This window comes from Polaribacter sp. BM10, from assembly GCF_002005425.1.
Taxonomy (GTDB): Bacteria; Bacteroidota; Bacteroidia; order Flavobacteriales; family Flavobacteriaceae; genus Polaribacter; species Polaribacter marinaquae.
Window position 1 is genome coordinate 1,260,001 of sequence record NZ_CP019704.1, and the last position, 20,216, is coordinate 1,280,216.

Annotated in this window: 18 protein-coding genes, 2 tRNA genes and 2 rRNA genes (1 of these 22 running past the window's edge); 7 read left to right on the forward strand and 15 right to left on the reverse strand. The window is 31.2% G+C overall.

Going from position 1 to position 20,216, the window contains the following annotated elements:
- The 6 genes from BXQ17_RS05615 to ligA all read right to left on the reverse strand — a co-directional run.
- A 23S ribosomal RNA gene (locus BXQ17_RS05615) occupies nucleotides 1–287 on the reverse strand (it extends 2,583 nt beyond the left edge of the window).
- Between the two features lie 164 nt (nucleotides 288–451).
- Nucleotides 452–525 (reverse strand) — tRNA-Ala (locus BXQ17_RS05620).
- A gap of 85 nt (nucleotides 526–610) precedes the next feature.
- Nucleotides 611–684, reverse strand: a tRNA-Ile gene (locus BXQ17_RS05625).
- An 82-nt stretch (nucleotides 685–766) separates the two neighbouring features.
- Nucleotides 767–2,284: ribosomal RNA gene (locus BXQ17_RS05630) — 16S ribosomal RNA — on the reverse strand.
- The 16S and 23S rRNA genes sit together here with 2 tRNA genes alongside, the layout of an rRNA operon.
- A gap of 916 nt (nucleotides 2,285–3,200) precedes the next feature.
- Nucleotides 3,201–3,902, reverse strand: a complete 702-nt coding sequence (locus tag BXQ17_RS05635) for a DUF4294 domain-containing protein (RefSeq protein WP_187661434.1) — start codon at nucleotides 3,900–3,902, stop codon at nucleotides 3,201–3,203.
- A gap of 84 nt (nucleotides 3,903–3,986) precedes the next feature.
- Nucleotides 3,987–5,984, reverse strand: a complete 1,998-nt coding sequence (ligA, locus tag BXQ17_RS05640) for an NAD-dependent DNA ligase LigA (protein ID WP_077809682.1) — start codon at nucleotides 5,982–5,984, stop codon at nucleotides 3,987–3,989.
- A 325-nt stretch (nucleotides 5,985–6,309) separates the two neighbouring features.
- Here ligA and BXQ17_RS05645 point away from each other — a divergent pair, with 325 nt between their 5' ends.
- Complete coding sequence (locus BXQ17_RS05645; protein ID WP_077809683.1) at nucleotides 6,310–6,636, forward strand: TusE/DsrC/DsvC family sulfur relay protein; 327 nt, start codon at nucleotides 6,310–6,312, stop codon at nucleotides 6,634–6,636.
- 185 nt (nucleotides 6,637–6,821) lie between these two features.
- Here the strand turns inward: BXQ17_RS05645 and BXQ17_RS05650 are convergent, their stop codons facing one another.
- Entirely contained in the window at nucleotides 6,822–8,264 is a 1,443-nt protein-coding gene (locus BXQ17_RS05650; protein WP_077809684.1) for a glyceraldehyde-3-phosphate dehydrogenase, read from the reverse strand.
- 136 nt (nucleotides 8,265–8,400) lie between these two features.
- Nucleotides 8,401–9,789, reverse strand: a complete 1,389-nt coding sequence (locus BXQ17_RS05655) for a trypsin-like peptidase domain-containing protein (protein WP_077809685.1) — start codon at nucleotides 9,787–9,789, stop codon at nucleotides 8,401–8,403.
- Nucleotides 9,790–9,928: 139 nt separating this feature from the next.
- Here BXQ17_RS05655 and dapF point away from each other — a divergent pair, with 139 nt between their 5' ends.
- The 5 genes from dapF (at nucleotide 9,929) to BXQ17_RS05680 (ending at nucleotide 13,871) form a co-directional block, all read left to right on the forward strand.
- Nucleotides 9,929–10,699, forward strand: a complete 771-nt coding sequence (dapF, locus tag BXQ17_RS05660; RefSeq protein ID WP_077809686.1) for a diaminopimelate epimerase — start codon at nucleotides 9,929–9,931, stop codon at nucleotides 10,697–10,699.
- Complete coding sequence (locus tag BXQ17_RS05665) at nucleotides 10,699–11,223, forward strand: GNAT family N-acetyltransferase (RefSeq protein WP_077809687.1); 525 nt, start codon at nucleotides 10,699–10,701, stop codon at nucleotides 11,221–11,223. Before dapF ends, BXQ17_RS05665 begins: the two co-directional genes overlap by 1 nt.
- Nucleotides 11,224–11,247: 24 nt before the next feature.
- Nucleotides 11,248–12,270 (forward strand): endolytic transglycosylase MltG, encoded by a 1,023-nt coding sequence (gene mltG / locus BXQ17_RS05670; RefSeq protein ID WP_077809688.1) that lies wholly within the window; start codon nucleotides 11,248–11,250, stop codon nucleotides 12,268–12,270.
- Between the two features lie 20 nt (nucleotides 12,271–12,290).
- Nucleotides 12,291–13,193 (forward strand): DUF2279 domain-containing protein, encoded by a 903-nt coding sequence (locus tag BXQ17_RS05675; protein WP_077809689.1) that lies wholly within the window; start codon nucleotides 12,291–12,293, stop codon nucleotides 13,191–13,193.
- Nucleotides 13,194–13,265: 72 nt separating this feature from the next.
- Complete coding sequence (locus BXQ17_RS05680) at nucleotides 13,266–13,871, forward strand: peptidoglycan-binding protein LysM (RefSeq protein ID WP_187661450.1); 606 nt, start codon at nucleotides 13,266–13,268, stop codon at nucleotides 13,869–13,871.
- A 6-nt stretch (nucleotides 13,872–13,877) separates the two neighbouring features.
- On the opposite strand, the gene BXQ17_RS05685 is transcribed toward BXQ17_RS05680, so the two are convergent.
- The 3 genes from BXQ17_RS05685 to dnaA are packed head-to-tail and all read right to left on the reverse strand — an operon-like array spanning nucleotide 13,878 to nucleotide 16,528.
- Complete coding sequence (locus tag BXQ17_RS05685) at nucleotides 13,878–14,582, reverse strand: SAM-dependent methyltransferase (RefSeq protein WP_077809691.1); 705 nt, start codon at nucleotides 14,580–14,582, stop codon at nucleotides 13,878–13,880.
- 41 nt (nucleotides 14,583–14,623) lie between these two features.
- A complete protein-coding gene (locus BXQ17_RS05690) occupies nucleotides 14,624–15,073 on the reverse strand; it encodes a low molecular weight protein-tyrosine-phosphatase (RefSeq protein WP_077809692.1) in 450 nt (149 codons plus the stop codon).
- A gap of 27 nt (nucleotides 15,074–15,100) precedes the next feature.
- Entirely contained in the window at nucleotides 15,101–16,528 is a 1,428-nt protein-coding gene (gene dnaA, locus BXQ17_RS05695) for a chromosomal replication initiator protein DnaA (RefSeq protein WP_077809693.1), read from the reverse strand.
- Between the two features lie 173 nt (nucleotides 16,529–16,701).
- On the opposite strand from dnaA, the gene BXQ17_RS05700 reads away from it, so the two are divergent.
- Nucleotides 16,702–17,100: a thioesterase family protein gene (locus BXQ17_RS05700; protein WP_077809694.1), complete on the forward strand. Its 399-nt coding sequence runs from the start codon at nucleotides 16,702–16,704 to the stop codon at nucleotides 17,098–17,100.
- Nucleotides 17,101–17,103: 3 nt separating this feature from the next.
- On the opposite strand, the gene BXQ17_RS05705 is transcribed toward BXQ17_RS05700, so the two are convergent.
- Genes BXQ17_RS05705 through ribD form a run of 4 tightly spaced genes read right to left on the reverse strand, consistent with a single transcriptional unit; the run spans nucleotide 17,104 to nucleotide 20,213 of the window.
- Nucleotides 17,104–17,712: a YigZ family protein gene (locus tag BXQ17_RS05705; RefSeq protein WP_077809695.1), complete on the reverse strand. Its 609-nt coding sequence runs from the start codon at nucleotides 17,710–17,712 to the stop codon at nucleotides 17,104–17,106.
- Nucleotides 17,713–18,573, reverse strand: coding sequence for an EamA family transporter (locus BXQ17_RS05710; protein ID WP_077809696.1), 861 nt, complete (start codon nucleotides 18,571–18,573; stop codon nucleotides 17,713–17,715).
- 1 nt (nucleotide 18,574) lies between these two features.
- Nucleotides 18,575–19,183, reverse strand: a complete 609-nt coding sequence (locus BXQ17_RS05715) for an HAD-IA family hydrolase (protein WP_077809697.1) — start codon at nucleotides 19,181–19,183, stop codon at nucleotides 18,575–18,577.
- Nucleotides 19,176–20,213 carry a bifunctional diaminohydroxyphosphoribosylaminopyrimidine deaminase/5-amino-6-(5-phosphoribosylamino)uracil reductase RibD gene (gene ribD / locus BXQ17_RS05720; protein WP_077809698.1) on the reverse strand — a complete coding sequence of 346 codons (1,038 nt, stop codon included), beginning with the start codon at nucleotides 20,211–20,213 and terminating at the stop codon, nucleotides 19,176–19,178. Before ribD ends, BXQ17_RS05715 begins: the two co-directional genes overlap by 8 nt.
- Nucleotides 20,214–20,216 lie beyond the last annotated feature (3 nt).

Here is a 20,216-nt window from a genome sequence, read left to right on the forward strand (position 1 = left end):
CCTACAACCCCAGTAATGCCGTAACATTATTGGTTTGGGCTAATCCGCGTTCGCTCGCCACTACTAACGGAATCACTATTGTTTTCTCTTCCTCCGGTTACTTAGATGTTTCAGTTCACCGGGTTTGCCCCTTTCGGTACTATGTCTTCAACATAGTGGGTTGCCCCATTCGGATATCTACGGATTATAAGGTATGTGCCCCTCCCCGTAGCTTTTCGCAGCTTATCACGTCCTTCATCGCCTCTGAGAGCCTAGGCATCCGCCATACGCCCTTACTTAACTTATTGTACTTTTTGCTATGATGTATAAATACATCACAACGAGCTCTTTTATATTTTTATAAATATAATAGATATAAATATCTATTTGTTCTCTATCTTTTTGATTCTTACGATATCATTTTACCAATATGTCAATGAACTTGTGGCCTATCTATTATAATTGACCGTTGTGGAGAATATCGGAGTCGAACCGATGACCTCTTGCGTGCAAGGCAAGCGCTCTAGCCAACTGAGCTAATCCCCCAATTTGAAATTCAGAATTTTGAATTCAGAATTACGAATTTAGAATTCTCTAGTTTCCAGAATTTCCTTAAAGCACCTCTATTTTGTAGTCCCGGGCAGACTCGAACTGCCGACCTCTACATTATCAGTGTAGCGCTCTAACCAGCTGAGCTACGAGACTATAATAGCTTAATACTTTTTTTATTTTAAAATTAACAGCAAAGAGTAAAATGTACCTTTTGTAACTCACCATCTTTCTCTAGAAAGGAGGTGTTCCAGCCGCACCTTCCGGTACGGCTACCTTGTTACGACTTAGCCCTAGTTACCAGTTTTACCCTAGGCGGCTCCTTGCGGTGACCGACTTCAGGCACTCCCAGCTTCCATGGCTTGACGGGCGGTGTGTACAAGGCCCGGGAACGTATTCACCGGATCATGGCTGATATCCGATTACTAGCGATTCCAGCTTCACGGAGTCGAGTTGCAGACTCCGATCCGAACTGTGATATGGTTTGTAGATTCGCTCTCTGTTGCCAGATGGCTGCTCATTGTCCATACCATTGTAGCACGTGTGTGGCCCAGGACGTAAGGGCCGTGATGATTTGACGTCATCCCCACCTTCCTCACGGTTTGCACCGGCAGTCTCGTTAGAGTCCCCATCTTTACATGCTGGCAACTAACGACAAGGGTTGCGCTCGTTATAGGACTTAACCTGACACCTCACGGCACGAGCTGACGACAACCATGCAGCACCTTGTAATATGTCCGAAGAAAAGTCTATCTCTAAACCTGTCATACTACATTTAAGCCCTGGTAAGGTTCCTCGCGTATCATCGAATTAAACCACATGCTCCACCGCTTGTGCGGGCCCCCGTCAATTCCTTTGAGTTTCAATCTTGCGATCGTACTCCCCAGGTGGGACACTTATCACTTTCGCTTAGTCACTGAGATAAATCCCAACAACTAGTGTCCATCGTTTACGGCGTGGACTACCAGGGTATCTAATCCTGTTCGCTCCCCACGCTTTCGTCCATGAGCGTCAGTACATACGTAGTAGACTGCCTTCGCAATCGGTATTCTGTGTAATATCTATGCATTTCACCGCTACACTACACATTCTATCTACTTCCATATGACTCAAGTCAACCAGTATCAAAGGCAGTTCCATAGTTAAGCTATGGGATTTCACCTCTGACTTAATCGACCGCCTGCGGACCCTTTAAACCCAATGATTCCGGATAACGCTCGGACCCTCCGTATTACCGCGGCTGCTGGCACGGAGTTAGCCGGTCCTTATTCTTACAGTACCGTCAAGCTAGTACACGTACTAGTGTTTCTTCCTGTATAAAAGCAGTTTACAACCCATAGGGCAGTCTTCCTGCACGCGGCATGGCTGGATCAGAGTCTCCTCCATTGTCCAATATTCCTCACTGCTGCCTCCCGTAGGAGTCTGGTCCGTGTCTCAGTACCAGTGTGGGGGATCTCCCTCTCAGGACCCCTACCTATCGATGTCTTGGTAAGCCGTTACCTTACCAACTAACTAATAGGACGCATAGCCATCTTTTACCGATAAATCTTTAATTACAATTTGATGCCAAATCGCAATACTATGAGGTATTAATCTTCATTTCTAAAGGCTATCCCTCTGTAAAAGGTAGGTTCTATACGCGTTACGCACCCGTGCGCCGGTCGTCATCTGTGCAAGCACAATGTTACCCCTCGACTTGCATGTGTTAAGCCTGCCGCTAGCGTTCATCCTGAGCCAGGATCAAACTCTTCATTGTATATCTTAAATATTTTAATGAATAAGTTTCAAAAGAATTTACATTATTAATAATGTGGTTATTCTACTCTTTGTTTACGCTGTCAATTTCAATATTTTCAATGAACTTTTAAGGTATCAAATCTTGCTCTTTAAAAACAAAACCTAAATCTTAATCTTGTAGAAATGATAGAATCGAACTACCTAACTTAAATTACCGTTATTCCAAAATCTCTCTGAACGTTTTCGCTATCTCGTTTAGCGGGTGCAAATATAAAACTTATTTCTAATCTAACAAGAAAAATAAATCTTTTTTTTTAATTTAATTTCTTAACCCGAAAACTTGAACTTTTTTCCGAAAAATTCGGACTGCAAAGATACAATCTTTTTTATTTATAATCCTAATTAAAAATTACTTTTATTTTAAAGAATTTTAAATAAAGCTAAAACGTTAATGAACTTGACTAAAAAGATATTTCTTTGTTAGCGGGTGCAAACATACAACCTCTTTTTAATTACACAACTATAATTTGTTGTTATTTTAAACTATTTTTAACACAAAAGTAAAACCAATTAAAAATCAATAACTTACAAACAAGAAGTTCTTTTAATTTTTTAATAATAATTAATCTCTACTTTATAAAAACTGATAATTAAGTGTAATTTTAGGATTTTATCGTTTTTAAATAAAACTGTAAAATGGTAAAAAGTAGAAAACACATACAAGTGTATGCTTAAATAAATGTGAAAATGTTGGCAAACTTGTTGTGTTAGGGATTGAAATGACATCCTTTTTATGGGATACTTCTATAACCAAGCAAAAAATTAAGTGAGTTTTTAATTAAGTTAAGGATTAATTTGAGGAATAAAAGCTCATAAAAAGATATAATGTAAAGCCCGACCACGATTTTTTTCGTGGTAACACCCAAAAATATCGATTATTTTTTCTTATTCCTTTTTTTTAGCATCTTAGAAAACATCTTTTTATATTCTTCTACATCAATTTTACCTTTTCTTGATGCTATTACTTTTACGTAATCGAAGTCTAGTTTTGTTTTTTGGGCTTCTAATTTGTCTTCTTGAAAAGCTCTTTGCAGCACGTCTTCTATTAAATAGTCTTCGTTATTTGATTCTGGATGGTATTCTGTTTTTAAAGATAACTTAAAAACATTTGCAGTTGTATTGTACCAAAACGCTTTCCAGCCACTTCTTAAACCTTTGATATTGTTAAAAGCTGTTTTACCGGTTTGACGATGAATTAACTTTATAAGTATTCTACCTTCTGTAGTGGTCATCTTTTTAATCTGATCTGTAAATTCGCCTTCTATATATTTTTGAACTAACCTTGTATACTTTTTACGTTTACTTTTTGATTTTATTTTTTCTAATCGGTTATTTAAACTATCTAATCTTTGAGATGCTAGTTTTGCAAACGGATACGCTTTGTACACTTTTTTTTTGAACCATAAATAATAGCGAATGTCTTCTCTTGAAGTAAATTTATGTTTTGGTAACAATGCAATTTCATTTAACTGTATTACTACAGAATCGCCAGGTTTAACAAAAATGTAATCTTCTAAGTTTTTAGGTAGAGAATCTACCTCTCTTTTCTGTGCAAAAGAGCAAATAGAGATAGACATTATATATATGTAAAGTATTCGTTTCAAAAAATGAGATTTGTTATTCTTATTGTCTTGTGCAAATTAAATACCAAAGTGCATTTATTAACTTATTTTATCTATAAATTCTTGTTCTGAAATAATAGAAATTCCTAAATCTTGTGCTTTTGTTAATTTACTTGGCCCCATATTATCACCAGCAACAACAAAAGTTGTTTTTTTTGATATGGATGAACTTACCTTACCTCCGTTATCTTCAATTGCTTTTTTTAGTTCGTTTCTAGACATTTGATGAAATACGCCAGAAACCACAAAAACTTGATCTTTTAAAATTTCTGTTCGATTTTTTAAACTCTCTGCCGATACTTCTAATTGTAATCCGTAAGATTTTAATCTATCTATTAATTGAATATTACCTAAATCTGATGAAAAATCTAAAATACTTTGTGCAATCCTATCTCCTATTTCATCTACATTTATTAATTCTTCTAAAGATGCAGCCATTAAGTTATCTATAGATTTAAAATGTTTTGCTAGCTTTTTTGCTACAGTTTCTCCTACAAATCGAATACCTAAGGCAAATAAAACTTTTTCGAACGGAATTTGTTTTGATTTCTCAATACCGTCTATCATATTTTTAGCAGATTTTTCTGCCATTCTTTCTAATGGAATTACTTGGCCTACTTTTAAATCATACAAGTCTGCATAATTTTGAATTAAACCTTCTTTTCGAAGTAAATCTACAGTTTCGCCACCTAAACCATCAATATCCATGGCTTTTCTAGAAATAAAATGCTGAATTCTACCTGTTATTTGTGGTGCACAACCAAATTGATTTGGGCAATAATGTTTAGCGTCTCCTTCGGTTCTTACTAATTCGGTATTGCATTCTGGGCAATGTGTTGCATATTGAGTTGGCTCTGAATTTTCTGGACGTTTGGTAAAATCTACCGCAATTATTTTTGGAATGATTTCACCGCCTTTTTCAACAAAAACAGTATCATGAACTCGAATATCTAATTTTTCTATTTGGTCTGCATTGTGTAAAGATGCTCTTTTTACTGTTGTGCCCGCAAGTTGTACTGGTTGTAAATTAGCCACTGGTGTAATTGCACCTGTTCTACCAACTTGATATGTAATTTCTTCTAAAATTGTAGATACTTGTTCGGCTTTAAATTTGTATGCAATTGCCCAACGTGGTGCTTTTGCTGTATAACCTAACTCTTCTTGTTGTTGAAGATTGTTCACTTTTATTACAATTCCGTCTGTCTCGTAAGGTAGTTCATGACGTTTGGCATCCCAAAAATTTACAAACTCGAAAACTTCATCAATAGACTTTGCTAACTTTATTGTATTCGGAACTTTAAAACCAACCTTTCTTGCATTTTCTAAACTTTCGTAATGGGTTTTATATTTTCTTTCTGATGTAACAACTTGATATAGCAAACAATCTAAAGGTCTTTTTGCTACTTCTGTACTGTCTTGTAATTTTAAACTTCCGCTTGCTGTGTTTCTAGGATTTCTATATTCTTCTTCGCCATTTTCTAATCGTTCTGCATTCATTTTATTGAATCCGTCTAATGGAAGAATAATTTCACCACGCATTTCAAAATCAGAAATAAAATCTTTTTTTATTGACAACGGTAAAGATCTAATCGTTTTTACATTATTAGTTACTTCATCTCCTTGAAAACCATCACCACGAGTTACCGCTTTTATAAATTTACCGTTTTCGTAAGTTAAATTTATCGATGCTCCGTCAAATTTAAGTTCGCAAGTAAATTCTAAATCAGAACTTCCTAAAACTTTTTCTACACGCTTTTCCCAATCTAATAAATCTTCTTTAGAGTACGAATTGTCTAAAGAATACATTCTGTTTTTATGAACAACTGTCTTAAAATTTTTAGTAACTGTACCACCTACTCTTTGTGTTGGTGAGTTTGCATCAAAAAAAATAGGATTTTCTTTCTCTAGCTTTTCTAACTCTTTTAATTTAATATCGAAATCGAAGTCTGAAATTGTAGCATTATCTAATACATAATAATTATAATTATGATTATTTAATTCTTCTCTAAGGTTTTCTATTTTTTGCTGAACAGTCATTTTGATTTTAAAATTTACTTTCGAATTGAAGTGTGCAAGAATAACATCAAAAATAATACAATAAAAACAACTACAAACAAGCTAAGTAATCAAATTAAGCAATTTGCCTATATTCATAACATAACTAGCTAATTAACTTTGTATTAAACAAATATTTAAATCTAAAAATTATTATTGTAAAAATTATTAAACTTTTTATTTAGGGAAATTCATACAAAAGAATTGTTCGATTTATAACTATTGTAAAATAAATTGACTGGTTTTTAAAGATGAATTTAAAGAGACTTTAAGTGAATTCCCCCCAAAATCATTTAAACGAAAAATTATGAATGAACATGTACAAAAACTAAAAAAATTAGAAATCGACCGATCAGCTAATGGATTCTTGACAAATTTTAACAAGTGGACTATTGAAATTGGTGAAATAATAGCTCAGGAACACAATATTCACCTTACAAATACACATTGGGATGTAATTTCTTTGATACAAGAACTATATAAGAAAAAAAAAGAGATTACTATTGAAGCAATTACTAGAACTGAAATAGTGAATATAAATGAACTCTTCGATTTATTTACAGATGACCCGATTTTAGTTTCTACAAAAATAGCGGGATTACCTTGCTTAAATAAACTTAAAAAAACCGCTTGAAATTAAACTTTTGTTTGCAAACAAGTTTAGCCCTGATGGAGCTATTTGTTTGAGCTCTTTTGAGGAACGAAAAAAGCGAGTAGCGAGAGCAGGAAATAGCTTCTTGTAAAAAAACTAAGCCCAATACACAAAATATTGGGCTTTTACATTTAACTTTTGTTAAATGAATTTGCACTAAGAGTATTTTAATAATATGTAAATCTTCTAACTTTTGCTATGTGTTTTGCTAAACGAATTACTTGATGTGAATAACCGTATTCATTATCGTACCAAACGTAAATTACAATTGTATCTTCGTCTGTAAGTGTTGCTTTGCTATCAAAAATTGATGGCGCAGTTGTACCGATAATATCAGATGAAACTAGTTCGTTGTCTATAGAATATTTAATTTGTTCTACTAAATCACCTTCTAGAGCATACTTTTTAATTAATGAGTTAACACCTTCTTTAGTAACTTTGGTATTTAACTGTAAATTTAAGATAGCTAAAGATCCGTTTGGTACCGGAACTCTAATTGCATTTGAAGTTAATTTACCTGCTAAAGCTGGTATTGCTTTAGAAACTGCAGCACCTGCACCAGTTTCTGTAATTACCATGTTTAAGGCAGCTGCTCTTCCTCTTCTATATTTACTATGCATGTTGTCTACTAAATTTTGATCGTTAGTATATGCATGTATTGTTTCTAAATGTCCTTTTTTAATACCATAATTATCTTCTAAAACTCTTAAAACCGGCGTAATTGCATTGGTTGTACAAGAGGCTGCAGAAAAAATATCTACTTTGTCTGGACTATTTTGTTTGTGATTAACCCCATGAACAATATTAGGAACTCCTTTTGCTGGGGCAGTAATTAAAACTTTACTTGCTCCTTTTGCTTTTAAATGTCTACTTAAAGCTGCTTCGTCTCTAAAAGCACCTGTATTATCTATAATTAAAGCATCGTTAATATTAAATTCTGTATAATCTATATCTTCTGGTTGTTTTGCAGAAATCATATACACTGTAGTACCGTTAATTATAAGTGCATTATTTTCTGCATCTACAGTTACGGTTCCTAAGAAATCACCATGTACAGAATCTACACTTAATAATGATGCTCTTTTTTCTAAAACTGTTTGGTTAATTTCACCACGAGTAACAATTGCTCTTAATCTTAATTGAGAACCTTTTCCCATTTTAGTCATTAACTCTCTAGCTAATAAACGACCAATTCTACCAAAACCGTATAAAACAACATCTTTTGGTTGAATGTCTTTTGCAACTGTTGCATCTTTTAATTTATTCTGAACAAAAGCTACTTTGTCCTCTCCTTTTTTAGCACCTAAATAACATTCGTATGCCAATTTACCAATATCTAATTTTGATGATGGCAACTCTATTTGCTGAATTGCTTTTGCAATATCTAACGCATCTAAAATAGAAATTGGTTTGCTAACAAATTCTTTAGCGTATTCAATTAAGTTTAAAACTTCACTGGCTCTTTTATCTACTAACGGGTTTCTAAAAAGAACTAATTCTATAGATTTATCATACCATAAATCGTTTACGATATTAATAAATTCTACAGTAGCTCTTCTAGTTTGGGCTTGTGATAAAACTTCTTCGTTGTAATTTACTTTTGTTGACATAGTTGTGTTACTATAATTTAATTTTCGGCAAAAGTATTTCTTTTTTTGACAATACGAAATCGATTTCGTTAAAATTTTTAAAATAAAAAAAATCCCGATTAAAAACCGGGATTCTTTACATATTTACTTTATTGTATTAATACCTAAAAACATATCTTTCTTTTTCTCCTTCTAAATTTATAACCTCTATATATAAAGGTTGTCCTTTACCTAAAGAAGAATCTAACAATTGTGAAACTTGATCTGCATTGGTTACTGGTTTTTTATTAATTTTCGTAATGATGAAACCTTCTTTTACTCCGTAATAAATTAAATTTTTATTACCGTTTCTAACAATTTTAACACCATTTTCTATATTAAACTTACGTTTTTCGGCTTTTGTGATGTCTTTAAGAATTATGTTAATACTGCTAGATATAAAAGTATCTTTCTTGGTAAGTTTAACATTTTTATTGATTAATTCTCCGTCTCTTTCAACAGTTAAAACAACTTCGTCTCCTGGTCTTTTTGCTGTTAACTGCCCTCTAAGTTCAGAAAATTTAGAAATTTTTACATTATTTACTTTCTTTATAATATCGCCTTCTTTTAAACCTGCTTTTTTTGCACCGCTTCCATCAGAAACAGCATCAATTCTAACACCTTCTTCTTTAAATTCAGCATCAACATTAATACCTAAAATTGCTTGCTGTACTTGACCATATTCTAAAATATCATCAATTATTTTTTTAGCAATATTAGATGGTACCGCAAAAGAATATCCAATAAAAGAACCTGTTTTAGATGAAATTGCTGTATTAATTCCTATTAATTCTCCTCTTGTATTAACCAAAGCACCGCCACTATTACCCGGATTAACGGCTGCATCTGTTTGAATAAAAGATTCTATATTTCTATTTCCTTCTAAATCTCTACCTTTTGCAGACACAATTCCTGCAGTTACTGTAGATGTAAGGTTGTATGGGTTACCCACTGCCAATACCCATTCTCCAATTTTAATGGTATCAGAATCTGCAAAAGGAACATAAGGTAAATCTATATCTGCTTCTATTTTTAACAATGCAATATCATTAGCTGCATCTGTACCAATTAATTTTGCAGGATATTTTTTTTGATTATTTAAAGTAATTTCTAAATTACTAGCACCGTCTATTACATGATTGTTTGTTACAATATAACCGTCTGGTGAAATTATAACACCACTACCCGTACCTACTTGCTCAAATTTTCTAGTACCACTTCCGCTACCATAAAATCTCTCAATCCACGGATTTACTTGTGTTCTAACCGCGGTATTTTTTACGTGAACAACTGCGTGTACGGTACTTTCTGCTGCAATTGTAAAATCTGTTGTACTTTCTACAGCGCCAGTACTTTTATATGTTGGTGTATAATTTGTACGAACAGTTTCAATTGGGTTTAATGTTCTTTCTACAATTTGTTCTTTATCGAATAGCATTTTATAACCACCTAAAGTAAGTGCTCCTCCTAAAATTGCCATACCTAGAAAACTGAATGCTTTTTTCATTTTTATCGATTTATATTAATTTTTAGTATTCAAATATATAATTTTAACATATTCAAAAAATCTGTTTAACTTGTTTTTAACTGACTTTAACCACTTTTTAACATCCCTATTTTAGTGCTTAAATACCTATATTTGCAAAATGAATTTAACTTTTTTTAAATACCAAGGTACCGGAAATGATTTTGTGATGATAGATAACAGAACAAAAACCTTTCCAAAACAAAATACTGACATAATTTCACATTTATGTGATAGAAATTTTGGTATCGGTGCAGATGGCGTTATTCTTATTGAAGAAGATGAAAATTCTGATTTTAGAATGATTTATTACAATGCCGATGGTAGTGAAACATTTTGCGGAAACGGCGGTAGATGTGCTGTTGCCTTTGCAAAACAATTACATATTATTGATAATAAAACAAATTTTGTTGCTGTTGATGGACCTCATTTTGCTGAAATAAAAAATGACATTATTTCAATAAAAATGATTGATGTAGATACTATTGAAGTCAAAAAAGACTCAGTATTTACGTATACAGGCACACAACATCATGTTGAGTTGGTTGACAGTTTAGATAATTACCCTGTTTTTGAAAACGGCAAAAAAATTAGATATTCTTACAACGATCCTGGAAGTAATGTCAATTTTGCAGAAATGATTGATGACGCTACTTTTAGAGTTAGAACTTATGAAAAAGGAGTTGAAAACGAAACTTTAGCTTGTGGTACAGGTGTAACTGCTGTTGCTATTGCAATGCATAAAATAAAGAAAACAAATAAAACTCAAATAAATTTGCCGGTAGAAGGTGGTAATTTAAAAGTGTCATTTAAAGAAAACAATGGAGTTTATACGGATGTTTACTTAAAAGGTCCAGCAACTTTTGTTTTTAAAGGAGAAATTGAAGTTTAATGAAGACTTTAAAAGGAAATACTATTCATTTAAGAGCTTTAGAACCAGAAGATTTAAACTTTTTATATGCTATAGAAAACAATGAATCTTTTTGGGAAGTTAGTCACACTCAAACTCCGTTCTCAAAATTCATTCTAAAACAATACTTAGAAAACGCGCATTTAGATATTTACGAGGCTAAACAATTACGTTTAATGATCATTGAATCTAATAGTGATTTACCAATTGGTATGATTGATTTATTTGATTATAATCCACAACATAAAAGAGCGGGAATAGGAATTTTAATACATCCAGATTTTCAAAAAAAAGGATATGCTGCCGAAAGTTTATCAATTTTTATTAATTATGCTTTTACCCATATTAATCTGCATCAACTGTATGCGAATATAACTTCTAAAAACACCAATAGCCTTAATTTATTTACCAAATTAAATTTTAAGAAAATTGGTACTAAAAAAGACTGGGTTTATTCTAACGGTAAATTTATTGACGAAATTTTATTTCAATTGATAAAACAGTAACTTTGCCAGCTAAAACATATTTAATTGAAAAAAATACTATACATTTTATTAGCGCTATTTATAGTTGGTTCTTTTTTTGGCTATAATTATTACCAAAAAATTTTCGGAACTGCAATTACAAAAGATTACACTTTATTTATTCATTCTGATAACAGTTTATTAGACATAAAAAAAGAACTAGAAAGTGTTTCTAAAAGTCCGGAAACATTTTTATGGGTTGCTGCTAAAAAAAGTTTTGCAACACCAAAACCAGGAAGATATGTTCTAAAAGAAGGTATGTCTAATAACGATCTTGTAAATATGTTACGAAGCGGCAGGCAAACACCATTCAAGCTTTCTTTCAATAATCAAGATACTTTAGAAAAATTTGCTGGCAGAATTGCAGAACAAGTAGAAACAGATTCTATTTCTTTATTAACTGCTTTTAAAGATAAAACATTTTTAAAAGAAAATAATCTAAACGAAAAATCTGTACTTCAAATTTTTATACCAAATACCTATGAATTTTACTGGACAGTGAGTCCAGAGAAGTTTAGAAATAAAATGTTAATAGCTTATAAACGTTTTTGGACAAAAAGTAGAGAGGCTAAAGCAGCCAAACTAAACCTTACCAAAAGCGAAGTAATTACTTTAGCATCTATTGTTCAAAAAGAAACAGCTAAAAAAAGCGAAAGGCCAATTGTTGCCGGTTTGTACTTAAATCGTTTAAGAAAAGGAATGCCTTTACAAGCAGACCCAACAATAATATATTGTGTAAAAGAAGTAAAAGGACAAGATTACGTTGTTAAAAGAGTTTTAACTGTAGACTTAAAAATTAACTCGCCATATAACACCTATTTAAATAAAGGTTTGCCACCAACTTTAATTGCTATGCCAGATATTTCTGCAATTGATGGCGTATTAAATGCACAAAAGCATAACTATTACTATATGTGTGTTAATGTAGACAAATTAGGTTATCATGCTTTTGCTAGAACATTATCTCAGCACAATCGTAATGCTGCTAAATATCATCAGTGGTTAAATAAGCAAAAAATTAATAGATAATTTTTCTTGTAATAGTTGATATGATTTTAAAAACAAAAGCATTCATAGTATTCTTTATTTTATCAGCAACCACTTTTAACGCACAAAATAATAGCTTTTTAAAAAAATCTGACACTTTAAATACTAAGAGAAGAAATGCTGTTATAATTAGTGAAAGTGTTTTGGTTGCGGGCACATTGTTTGCTTTAAACGAACTTTGGTACAAAGATTATCCAAGAACAAGTTTTCAATTTAAAAATGATAATAACGACTGGAAACAAATGGATAAAGCAGGCCATTTAATGACCTCTTATTACATTGGTAAAGTTGGTATGGAAGTTTTAGATTGGTCTGGTGTTTCTAAAAAAAACCAGCTAATTTACGGCGCTACATTAGGTTTTTCTTTTTTAACCGCAGTAGAAATTTTAGATGGATTTTCTAAACAATGGGGAGCATCAATTGGAGATGTTTTGGCTAATGCTGCCGGAACAGGAATATTAGTTGGACAAGAACTATTGTGGCAAGAACAAAGAATTACAGTCAAATATTCTTTTCATCAAACAAAATTTGCCAAACAAAGACCTAACACACTTGGTGAAAATTATATACAACAATCTCTTAAAGACTATAACGGTCAAACCTATTGGCTTTCTGCAAATATTTGGTCTTTTAATAAAGAGAGTAACTTTCCTAAATGGTTAAATGTGGCATTGGGTTATGGTGCAGAAGGAATGTTGTACGGAGAAACAAAAACAACGAATGAAATCCCGCAAGATCCATACAGACAATTTTACTTAAGTTTAGATGTAGATTTAACTAAAATTGAAACAAAATCGAAATTTTTAAAATCTGTATTTTCTGTTGTGAATTTCGTAAAGATACCAGCACCTTCATTAGAAATTAATACTAAAGGAAAGATTAAATTCCATTATCTGTATTTTTAACAACTTTTAACATACTGTGTATCAATCAGTTTAATATTATATCGTACATTTGCACCCGCAAAACAGAAAGATATATATTTTATCAAAAATAAAATACTTTTAATCAGCATAATAGCTCTTTTTATCAATGCAACGGCCATTGATAAGAAAAAAACTAAATTAAAGGAAATTACCTACAATAACAAGGTAACTTTCCCTAAGCATTTTAATAGCGACATTTTTTACCTTAAAAAAGATTTTGTTGCTTTTAAAGAAGCAGTTGCATTTAAAGAATCTCAAGGAAAATATGCAACAGTAAATACACTAGGTTATTTAGGTAAATATCAATTTGGTAGAACTACTTTACAAAGATTTAGAATTTACAACACTCAAGAATTTTTGAACAATCCAGAATTACAAGAAAAAGCATTTGTTGCTTTGTGTAAAGTTAATAAATGGATTCTTAGAAAGGATATTAAAAGATCTGCAGGAAAAACAATTAACGGAATTAAAATTACCGAATCGGGAATTTTGGCTGCAGCACATTTAAGTGGAGCTGGAAATGTAAAAAAGTTTTTACGAAGTAATGGTTCTATAAGATTTTCTGATGCTTATGGTGCTTCAATTCAATCTTATTTAAAAAAGTTTTCTGGCTATAATGTTTCTATTATTAAGGCAGATAAAAACGCTAAAGTTTAAAGTTTCTTATTTTTGAATTATAAAAATAGCAGGTTTTTTGTGTAAGTCTGGTGTCTGAAACTTCCAATCTTTAATTGACAATGTTTTAATGTATTCTGATGGTAATGTAATATCTGCAGCAATACATAAATTAGTTGTTGGTGCCAATATAGCCTTTAAATCTGCAAACATTTTTTCATTTCTATACGGAGTTTCTATAAAAATTTGAGATTGATTTTTATCTTTAGACAACTTTTCTAAATCTTTTAAAGCTCTTTTTCTGTCTCCTTTGTCTATCGGTAAATACCCATTAAATGCAAAATTTTGACCGTTCATACCAGAACTCATCATTGCCATTAAAATAGAACTTGGTCCAACTAATGGCACTACTTTAATATTTTTTTCGTGAGCCATTTTTACAATAGTTGCTCCTGGATCTGCGACAGCTGGTACACCTGCTTCTGAAAGTAAACCAACATTTATCCCTTCACTACAAACATCTAAATACTTTCTCGTTTCCATTTCGTCTGCATACTTGTCTAAAGACATCAATTGCAAAGAAGGTTGCGATTTTTTTGGTGATATTTTCTTTATAAATCTTCGAGCTGTTTTTTCGTTTTCTACAATATAATAATCAATTTCTTCTACTACTTTTTTTACCGATAAAGGCATTACCTCTAAAGGTTCTGTATCTCCAAGAGTTGTCGGAATTAAATAGAGTTTACCAATCATAACTATATATTTTTAGAAACTTGTAAATTTTAAGTTGAATATTATAAAGACTTAGCAATAACAGTACATGCTTTATCTAGCATATTAAAAACATCTTCGAAACCAGATTTTCCACCATAATATGGATCAGGAACTGAAAGATTCTTTGAAGGTTCAGATTCATTTAAAATTAATCTTACTTTTTGTGCATCAGCATCATCTCTACTTAATGCAAGTATATTATTTAAGTTACTGCTATCCATTGCATAAATAATATCAAAAGAATCAAAATCTGAAACTGTAAATTTTCTTGCAGATTGATTAGTAATATCGATGTTGTACTTTTTAGCCACAGCAATAGAACGATCATCTGGCAAATTACCTACATGATAAGCTGCTGTACCCGCAGAATCTACAAAAACTTGTTTAGAATCTACCTTTGATTTTAAAATACCTTCGGCTAAAGGAGATCTACAAATATTTCCTAAGCAAACCATTAGTACTTTTTTCATCAAATTAAATTGTCTTTTATTAAAAAACTAGAAAGTTAACTTTTTAGTTAAATCTTCTACATATTTTTTAAACTGCTTATCAGTTTCAGTTAAGTTATCTACGGTTTTACATGCATGTAAAACTGTTGCGTGATCTCGCTGCCCTATTTGATTACCAATACTTGCCAATGATGTTTTTGTTAATCTTTTAGCAAAATACATTGCCAATTGACGTGCTTGTACAATATGACGCTTTCTGGTTTTAGATTGCAATGTAGCTACATCCATATCAAAATACTTAGAAACTTCTTTCTGTATGTAATCTATAGAAACCTCTTTCTTAGTATTTTTAACAAATTTATCTACAATTTGTTTTGCTAATTCTAAAGAGAATTCTTTTCTGTTAAAAGAAGCTTGCGCAATCATAGAAATAATTACACCTTCTAATTCTCTAACATTAGATTTGATATTTTTTGCAATATATTCTACAATTTCTTCTGGCATTTCTACACCATCTCTAAACAATTTATTGTCTAAAATAGAAATTCTAGTTTCGTAATCTGGCGCTTGTAATTCTGCAGATAATCCCCATTTAAATCGAGATAACAATCGCTGCTCTATGTCTTGCATATCTACAGGCGCTTTGTCTGACGTTAAAATAACTTGCTTACCATTTTGATGTAAATGATTAAATATATGGAAAAATACATCTTGTGTACCTGCTTTACCAGACAAGAATTGTACATCATCAATAATTAAAACATCAATCATTTGATAAAAATGAATAAAATCATTTCTTGTATTCGATTTTACAGAGTCTATAAATTGTTGTGTAAATTTTTCCGAAGAAATATACAACACTGTTTTGTCTGGATATTTATCTTTAATATCAACACCAATTGCGTGTGCTAAATGTGTTTTACCCAAACCTACTCCACCGTAAATTAATAACGGATTAAAAGAAGTACCACCAGGTTTGTTTGCAACTGCCATACCAGCAGATCTTGCCAACCTGTTAGAATCTCCTTCTACAAAATTTAAAAAATTATAATTAGGATTTAATTGTGACTCTACTTTAACTTTTTGTAAACCAGGTATCACAAATGGATTTCTTAGTTCTCTTTTGTTCGATTCTAAAGGCACAGCTACTTTTTGTGGCTTTAAAGGATCTCTATTAGAACTAGGAATTTTAACAATTTGAGGTCTATTACTACTGTAATTGTTTTCCATTTTTACATCGTAAATCAATTTGGCATCACTACCTAATTGTCTTACTAATGCAACTCTTAAAAGTTTTATGTAGTGTTCTTCTAACCATTCATAGAAAAACTTACTTGGTACTTGTATAGTTAAAGCTTCTCCTGAAAGTTTTACGGGTTTAATAGGTTCAAACCATGTTTTGTATGCTTGTGGTTTGATATTGTCCTTTATAAAAGACAAGCATTCATTCCAAACTGAGTCAGCAGTTAAAGTCATTTATTAATTTTGATACTATTTAGATTATTATTTTTTGGGCGAAAAAAGAGAACTTGCCTGCTTTCTTAGGTTGTACAAAAGTGTGAATAAAATTCAGTATAAAAAAATCAATTTGCTATTGATTATTAACTTTTTTTTACGTAAAATGCTAAAATAAATTCTATCTATAACAATTGAAAAAATCATCAACGAAAACAAGAATTAGATATTCTGAAACAGACCAAATGGGTGTAGTATATCACGGTAATTATGCGCAATTTTTTGAACTTGGCAGAACAGAATGGCTACGCTCTTTAGGCGTTACTTACAAAGATATGGAAACTAGCGGAATTATACTTCCTGTTATTTCTTTAAGTTGTAATTTTATTAAATCTGCTCTATATGATGATGTTTTAACAATACACACTTTTTTAAAAAAAGAGCCTTTAATTAAAATAGAATTTGACTATGAAATCAAAAATCAAAACGATGAATTAATTTGTACAGGAAACACTGTGTTAGCTTTTATAAACGCTGCTAACATGAAACCAACACGATGCCCAAAATACTTATTAGAAAACTTAGGATTTTAGATATTACTCTAGTTCTTTAATTTCAACTTTGTACAAGTTATCAAAAATAGTAAAAATCATTTCTGAATCATTTTTACGAACAGAAATGGTGTATTCGCAATTCATTTCTAATTTTTGATGTACAATTTCAATATTTTTTTCTTTAACCACTCTTTGAACAGCATTCATTAAATCGTAATTAAAAGTAAGTTTATAGAAAATATTAATGGTCTTTTCTAAAATATCAGAAGCCTCAAGCGCCATTTGTGCTGATGTTTTATAAGCAGAAATTAAACCACCTACGCCTAATTTTGTACCGCCAAAATAACGAACAGAAACTACTAAAATGTTGGTAACTTCAAAAGATTGAATTTGACCATAAATTGGCATTCCTGCCGAATTATTTGGTTCACCATCATCATTTGCTCTAAATTTAATTTTCTCAATCCCTAATTGATAAGCATAACAAAAATGACGTGCTGTGTGATGTTTTTTTTGAAGCTCTTCTAATCTTTCCTTTACATCATCTTCTGAAGTAACTGGAAATGTGTATCCAAAAAATTTACTCCCTTTTTCTTTAAAAAGAGTTTCTACAGATGGTTTTTCTATTGTTTTATATACGTCTTCTTTCATTTATGCAATTGTAACTAAAACAATACCTAGAATTGCTAAGACCACACCAATCTTATTCTTTAAACTAAATTTCTCTTTAAAAAGTAATAAGCCAACTAGTGTAGATACAACTACAATACCTACATTATTTACTGTAAACAACGTAGAACTTTCGAAGTTTTTATTTTGCAAAGCTTTTATTAAAAATACGATAGAAAAATAATTTGGAACTCCTAAAACAACACCTGCAATAATATTTTTAAGTCCAAAAGAACTTCTTTTTCTAATTGCTTTGATTGTTAAAATTAGACCACCAAATATTGCTGCAATACCAAATAAGCTTCCAGAAAATATAGAAACGTCTTGATCTGCAACATGATTTACTTGTACGTATTTTATTAAAGTATCGATAGCACCAGAACCAATAAATAATAAAATTGGGAATAGTAAAGTACCAGAATTCTGCGTTTTTTCTTCTTTAACAGACGATAAATAGACCGCAATTAATGCTATCACAATTCCTAGAACTTTTAAAATAGTTACAGATTCGTTATATAAAAATATACCAAATAAAACCGGAACAACCACAGACATTTTACCTGCGATAGAAGTTACAGAAACTCCGTTTTTCTGAGCTGTCATGGCCATCACAAAAAAGATAGAAATAAACAAAGCACCTAAAACCAAAGCACCAAGAAACCAAGGTTGCAAATAAATTTCTGAAATAGGTATTTGCCTTTCTGCAAGTAAAAAGCCCATTGAAAATGCAACAATATAATTTACAAATATGGCTTTTAAAACATCTACTTTATAAATGCCAAAATATTTAAAAATCACAAACAATCCTGTAGAAAACAGGATACTTAACAATAAAAAAATCAAATTAAATATGTTTTTTAGTGAACAATTCTACTACATCTTCTTCTCCCGGAATTAAATTCCAAACATTAATACCTAAAGTTTTAGCGGCATCTGTATTTACTTTTAAATCATCTACAAATAGCGTTTCTTTAGCGACCAAATTGTTTTCTGTAAGTACAAATTGATAAATATCTAAATCTGGTTTTCTAAAATTAATTTCATGAGATAAATAAAATTTAGAAAAGCAATTTTTAAATTTTGAGTACAAATCCATTCCCCAATTTTCTTGAATCCAAGAAATATGCAAGTCATTGGTATTACTTAGCAAGAAAAGATTGTATTTTTTAGAATTACTCAATTCTTGCAAAAACTTAAGTCTTCTTTCAGGAAAATCTAATAAAACAGCATTCCACGCATCCACCAAATCTTTTCTATCAATAGCAGGAAACTTCTGTTTATAAAAGTCTATAAATTCATCCGAAGAAATGAAACCTTTTTCATACTGATGATAAATTTCTACCATTTCGTTAGAAATTTCTGTGACACCAAGTTTTGCCATCGCTTTATAAGTTCCTTCTTTATCAAGGTTGATAAAAATGTCACCAAAATCGAAAATTATATTTTTAATCATTTTTATAAATTTTTAAAACATCTTCTTTAATGTGATGTTCTATGTAATTTTTAGCAATCATTGGCGCATCAACACCTTTTTTAAACGAAGAATTACCAACAAAAACTAACGCTTCATCCCATAAATTCTCATCAATAAATGTTTGTAAAGTTTGCGTACCGCCTTCTACAATTAAAGATTGTATTTTATACTTGTTAAGCACATTGCAAATAGTTGCTGCTAAATTATCGTCAAAATTAATTTTTTCGAATATTAAATTTTCAAAATTAAGTTTTTCTGTATTATTTTCTGTGAAGACAATTGTTTTTATAGTTTTATCAAGAAGATTAGCACTTTGCTCAATTTTTAGTGTTCTGTCTATAACTACTCTTACAGGGTTTAAACCAGACCAAGTTCTTAAATTTAACTTCGGATTATCTACCAAAGCTGTATTTGTACCAACCAAAATTGCATGTTCTTTGCTTCTTAATTTATGTACTAATTGTTGTGAATACAAGTTAGAAATAAAAACAGGTTTTTTTTCTTTTTTAGTTTCTGGCGCAATAAAACCATCTTTGGTTTCTGCCCATTTTAAAATAATATAGGGTCTTAAATTTTCTTGAACACTTAAAAATCGTTTGTGTTGCGCTCTACACTCATTTTCTAAAACACCAACAACCACATTAATATTTGCATCTTTTAAACGCTTAACACCTTTACCCGCAACTAACGTATTAGAATCTAAACAACCAATTACAACTTGTTTAAATTGATGTTTTACTATTAAATCTGCGCACGGTGGTGTTTTACCAAAATGACTACAAGGCTCTAATGTTACATAGATTGTAGCATCTTTTAAAACCGACTTATCTTTTACCGCATTAATTGCATTTACTTCTGCATGATTACCACCAAACGGAGAAGTAAAACCTTCTGCAATAATTTTATTATTGTAAACAATTACTGCACCTACAGAAGGGTTTGGTCTTGTTGTGCCTACGCCGTTTTCTGCAATTTGTAAGCAACGTTTTATGTAAACTTCTTTGTTAATAAC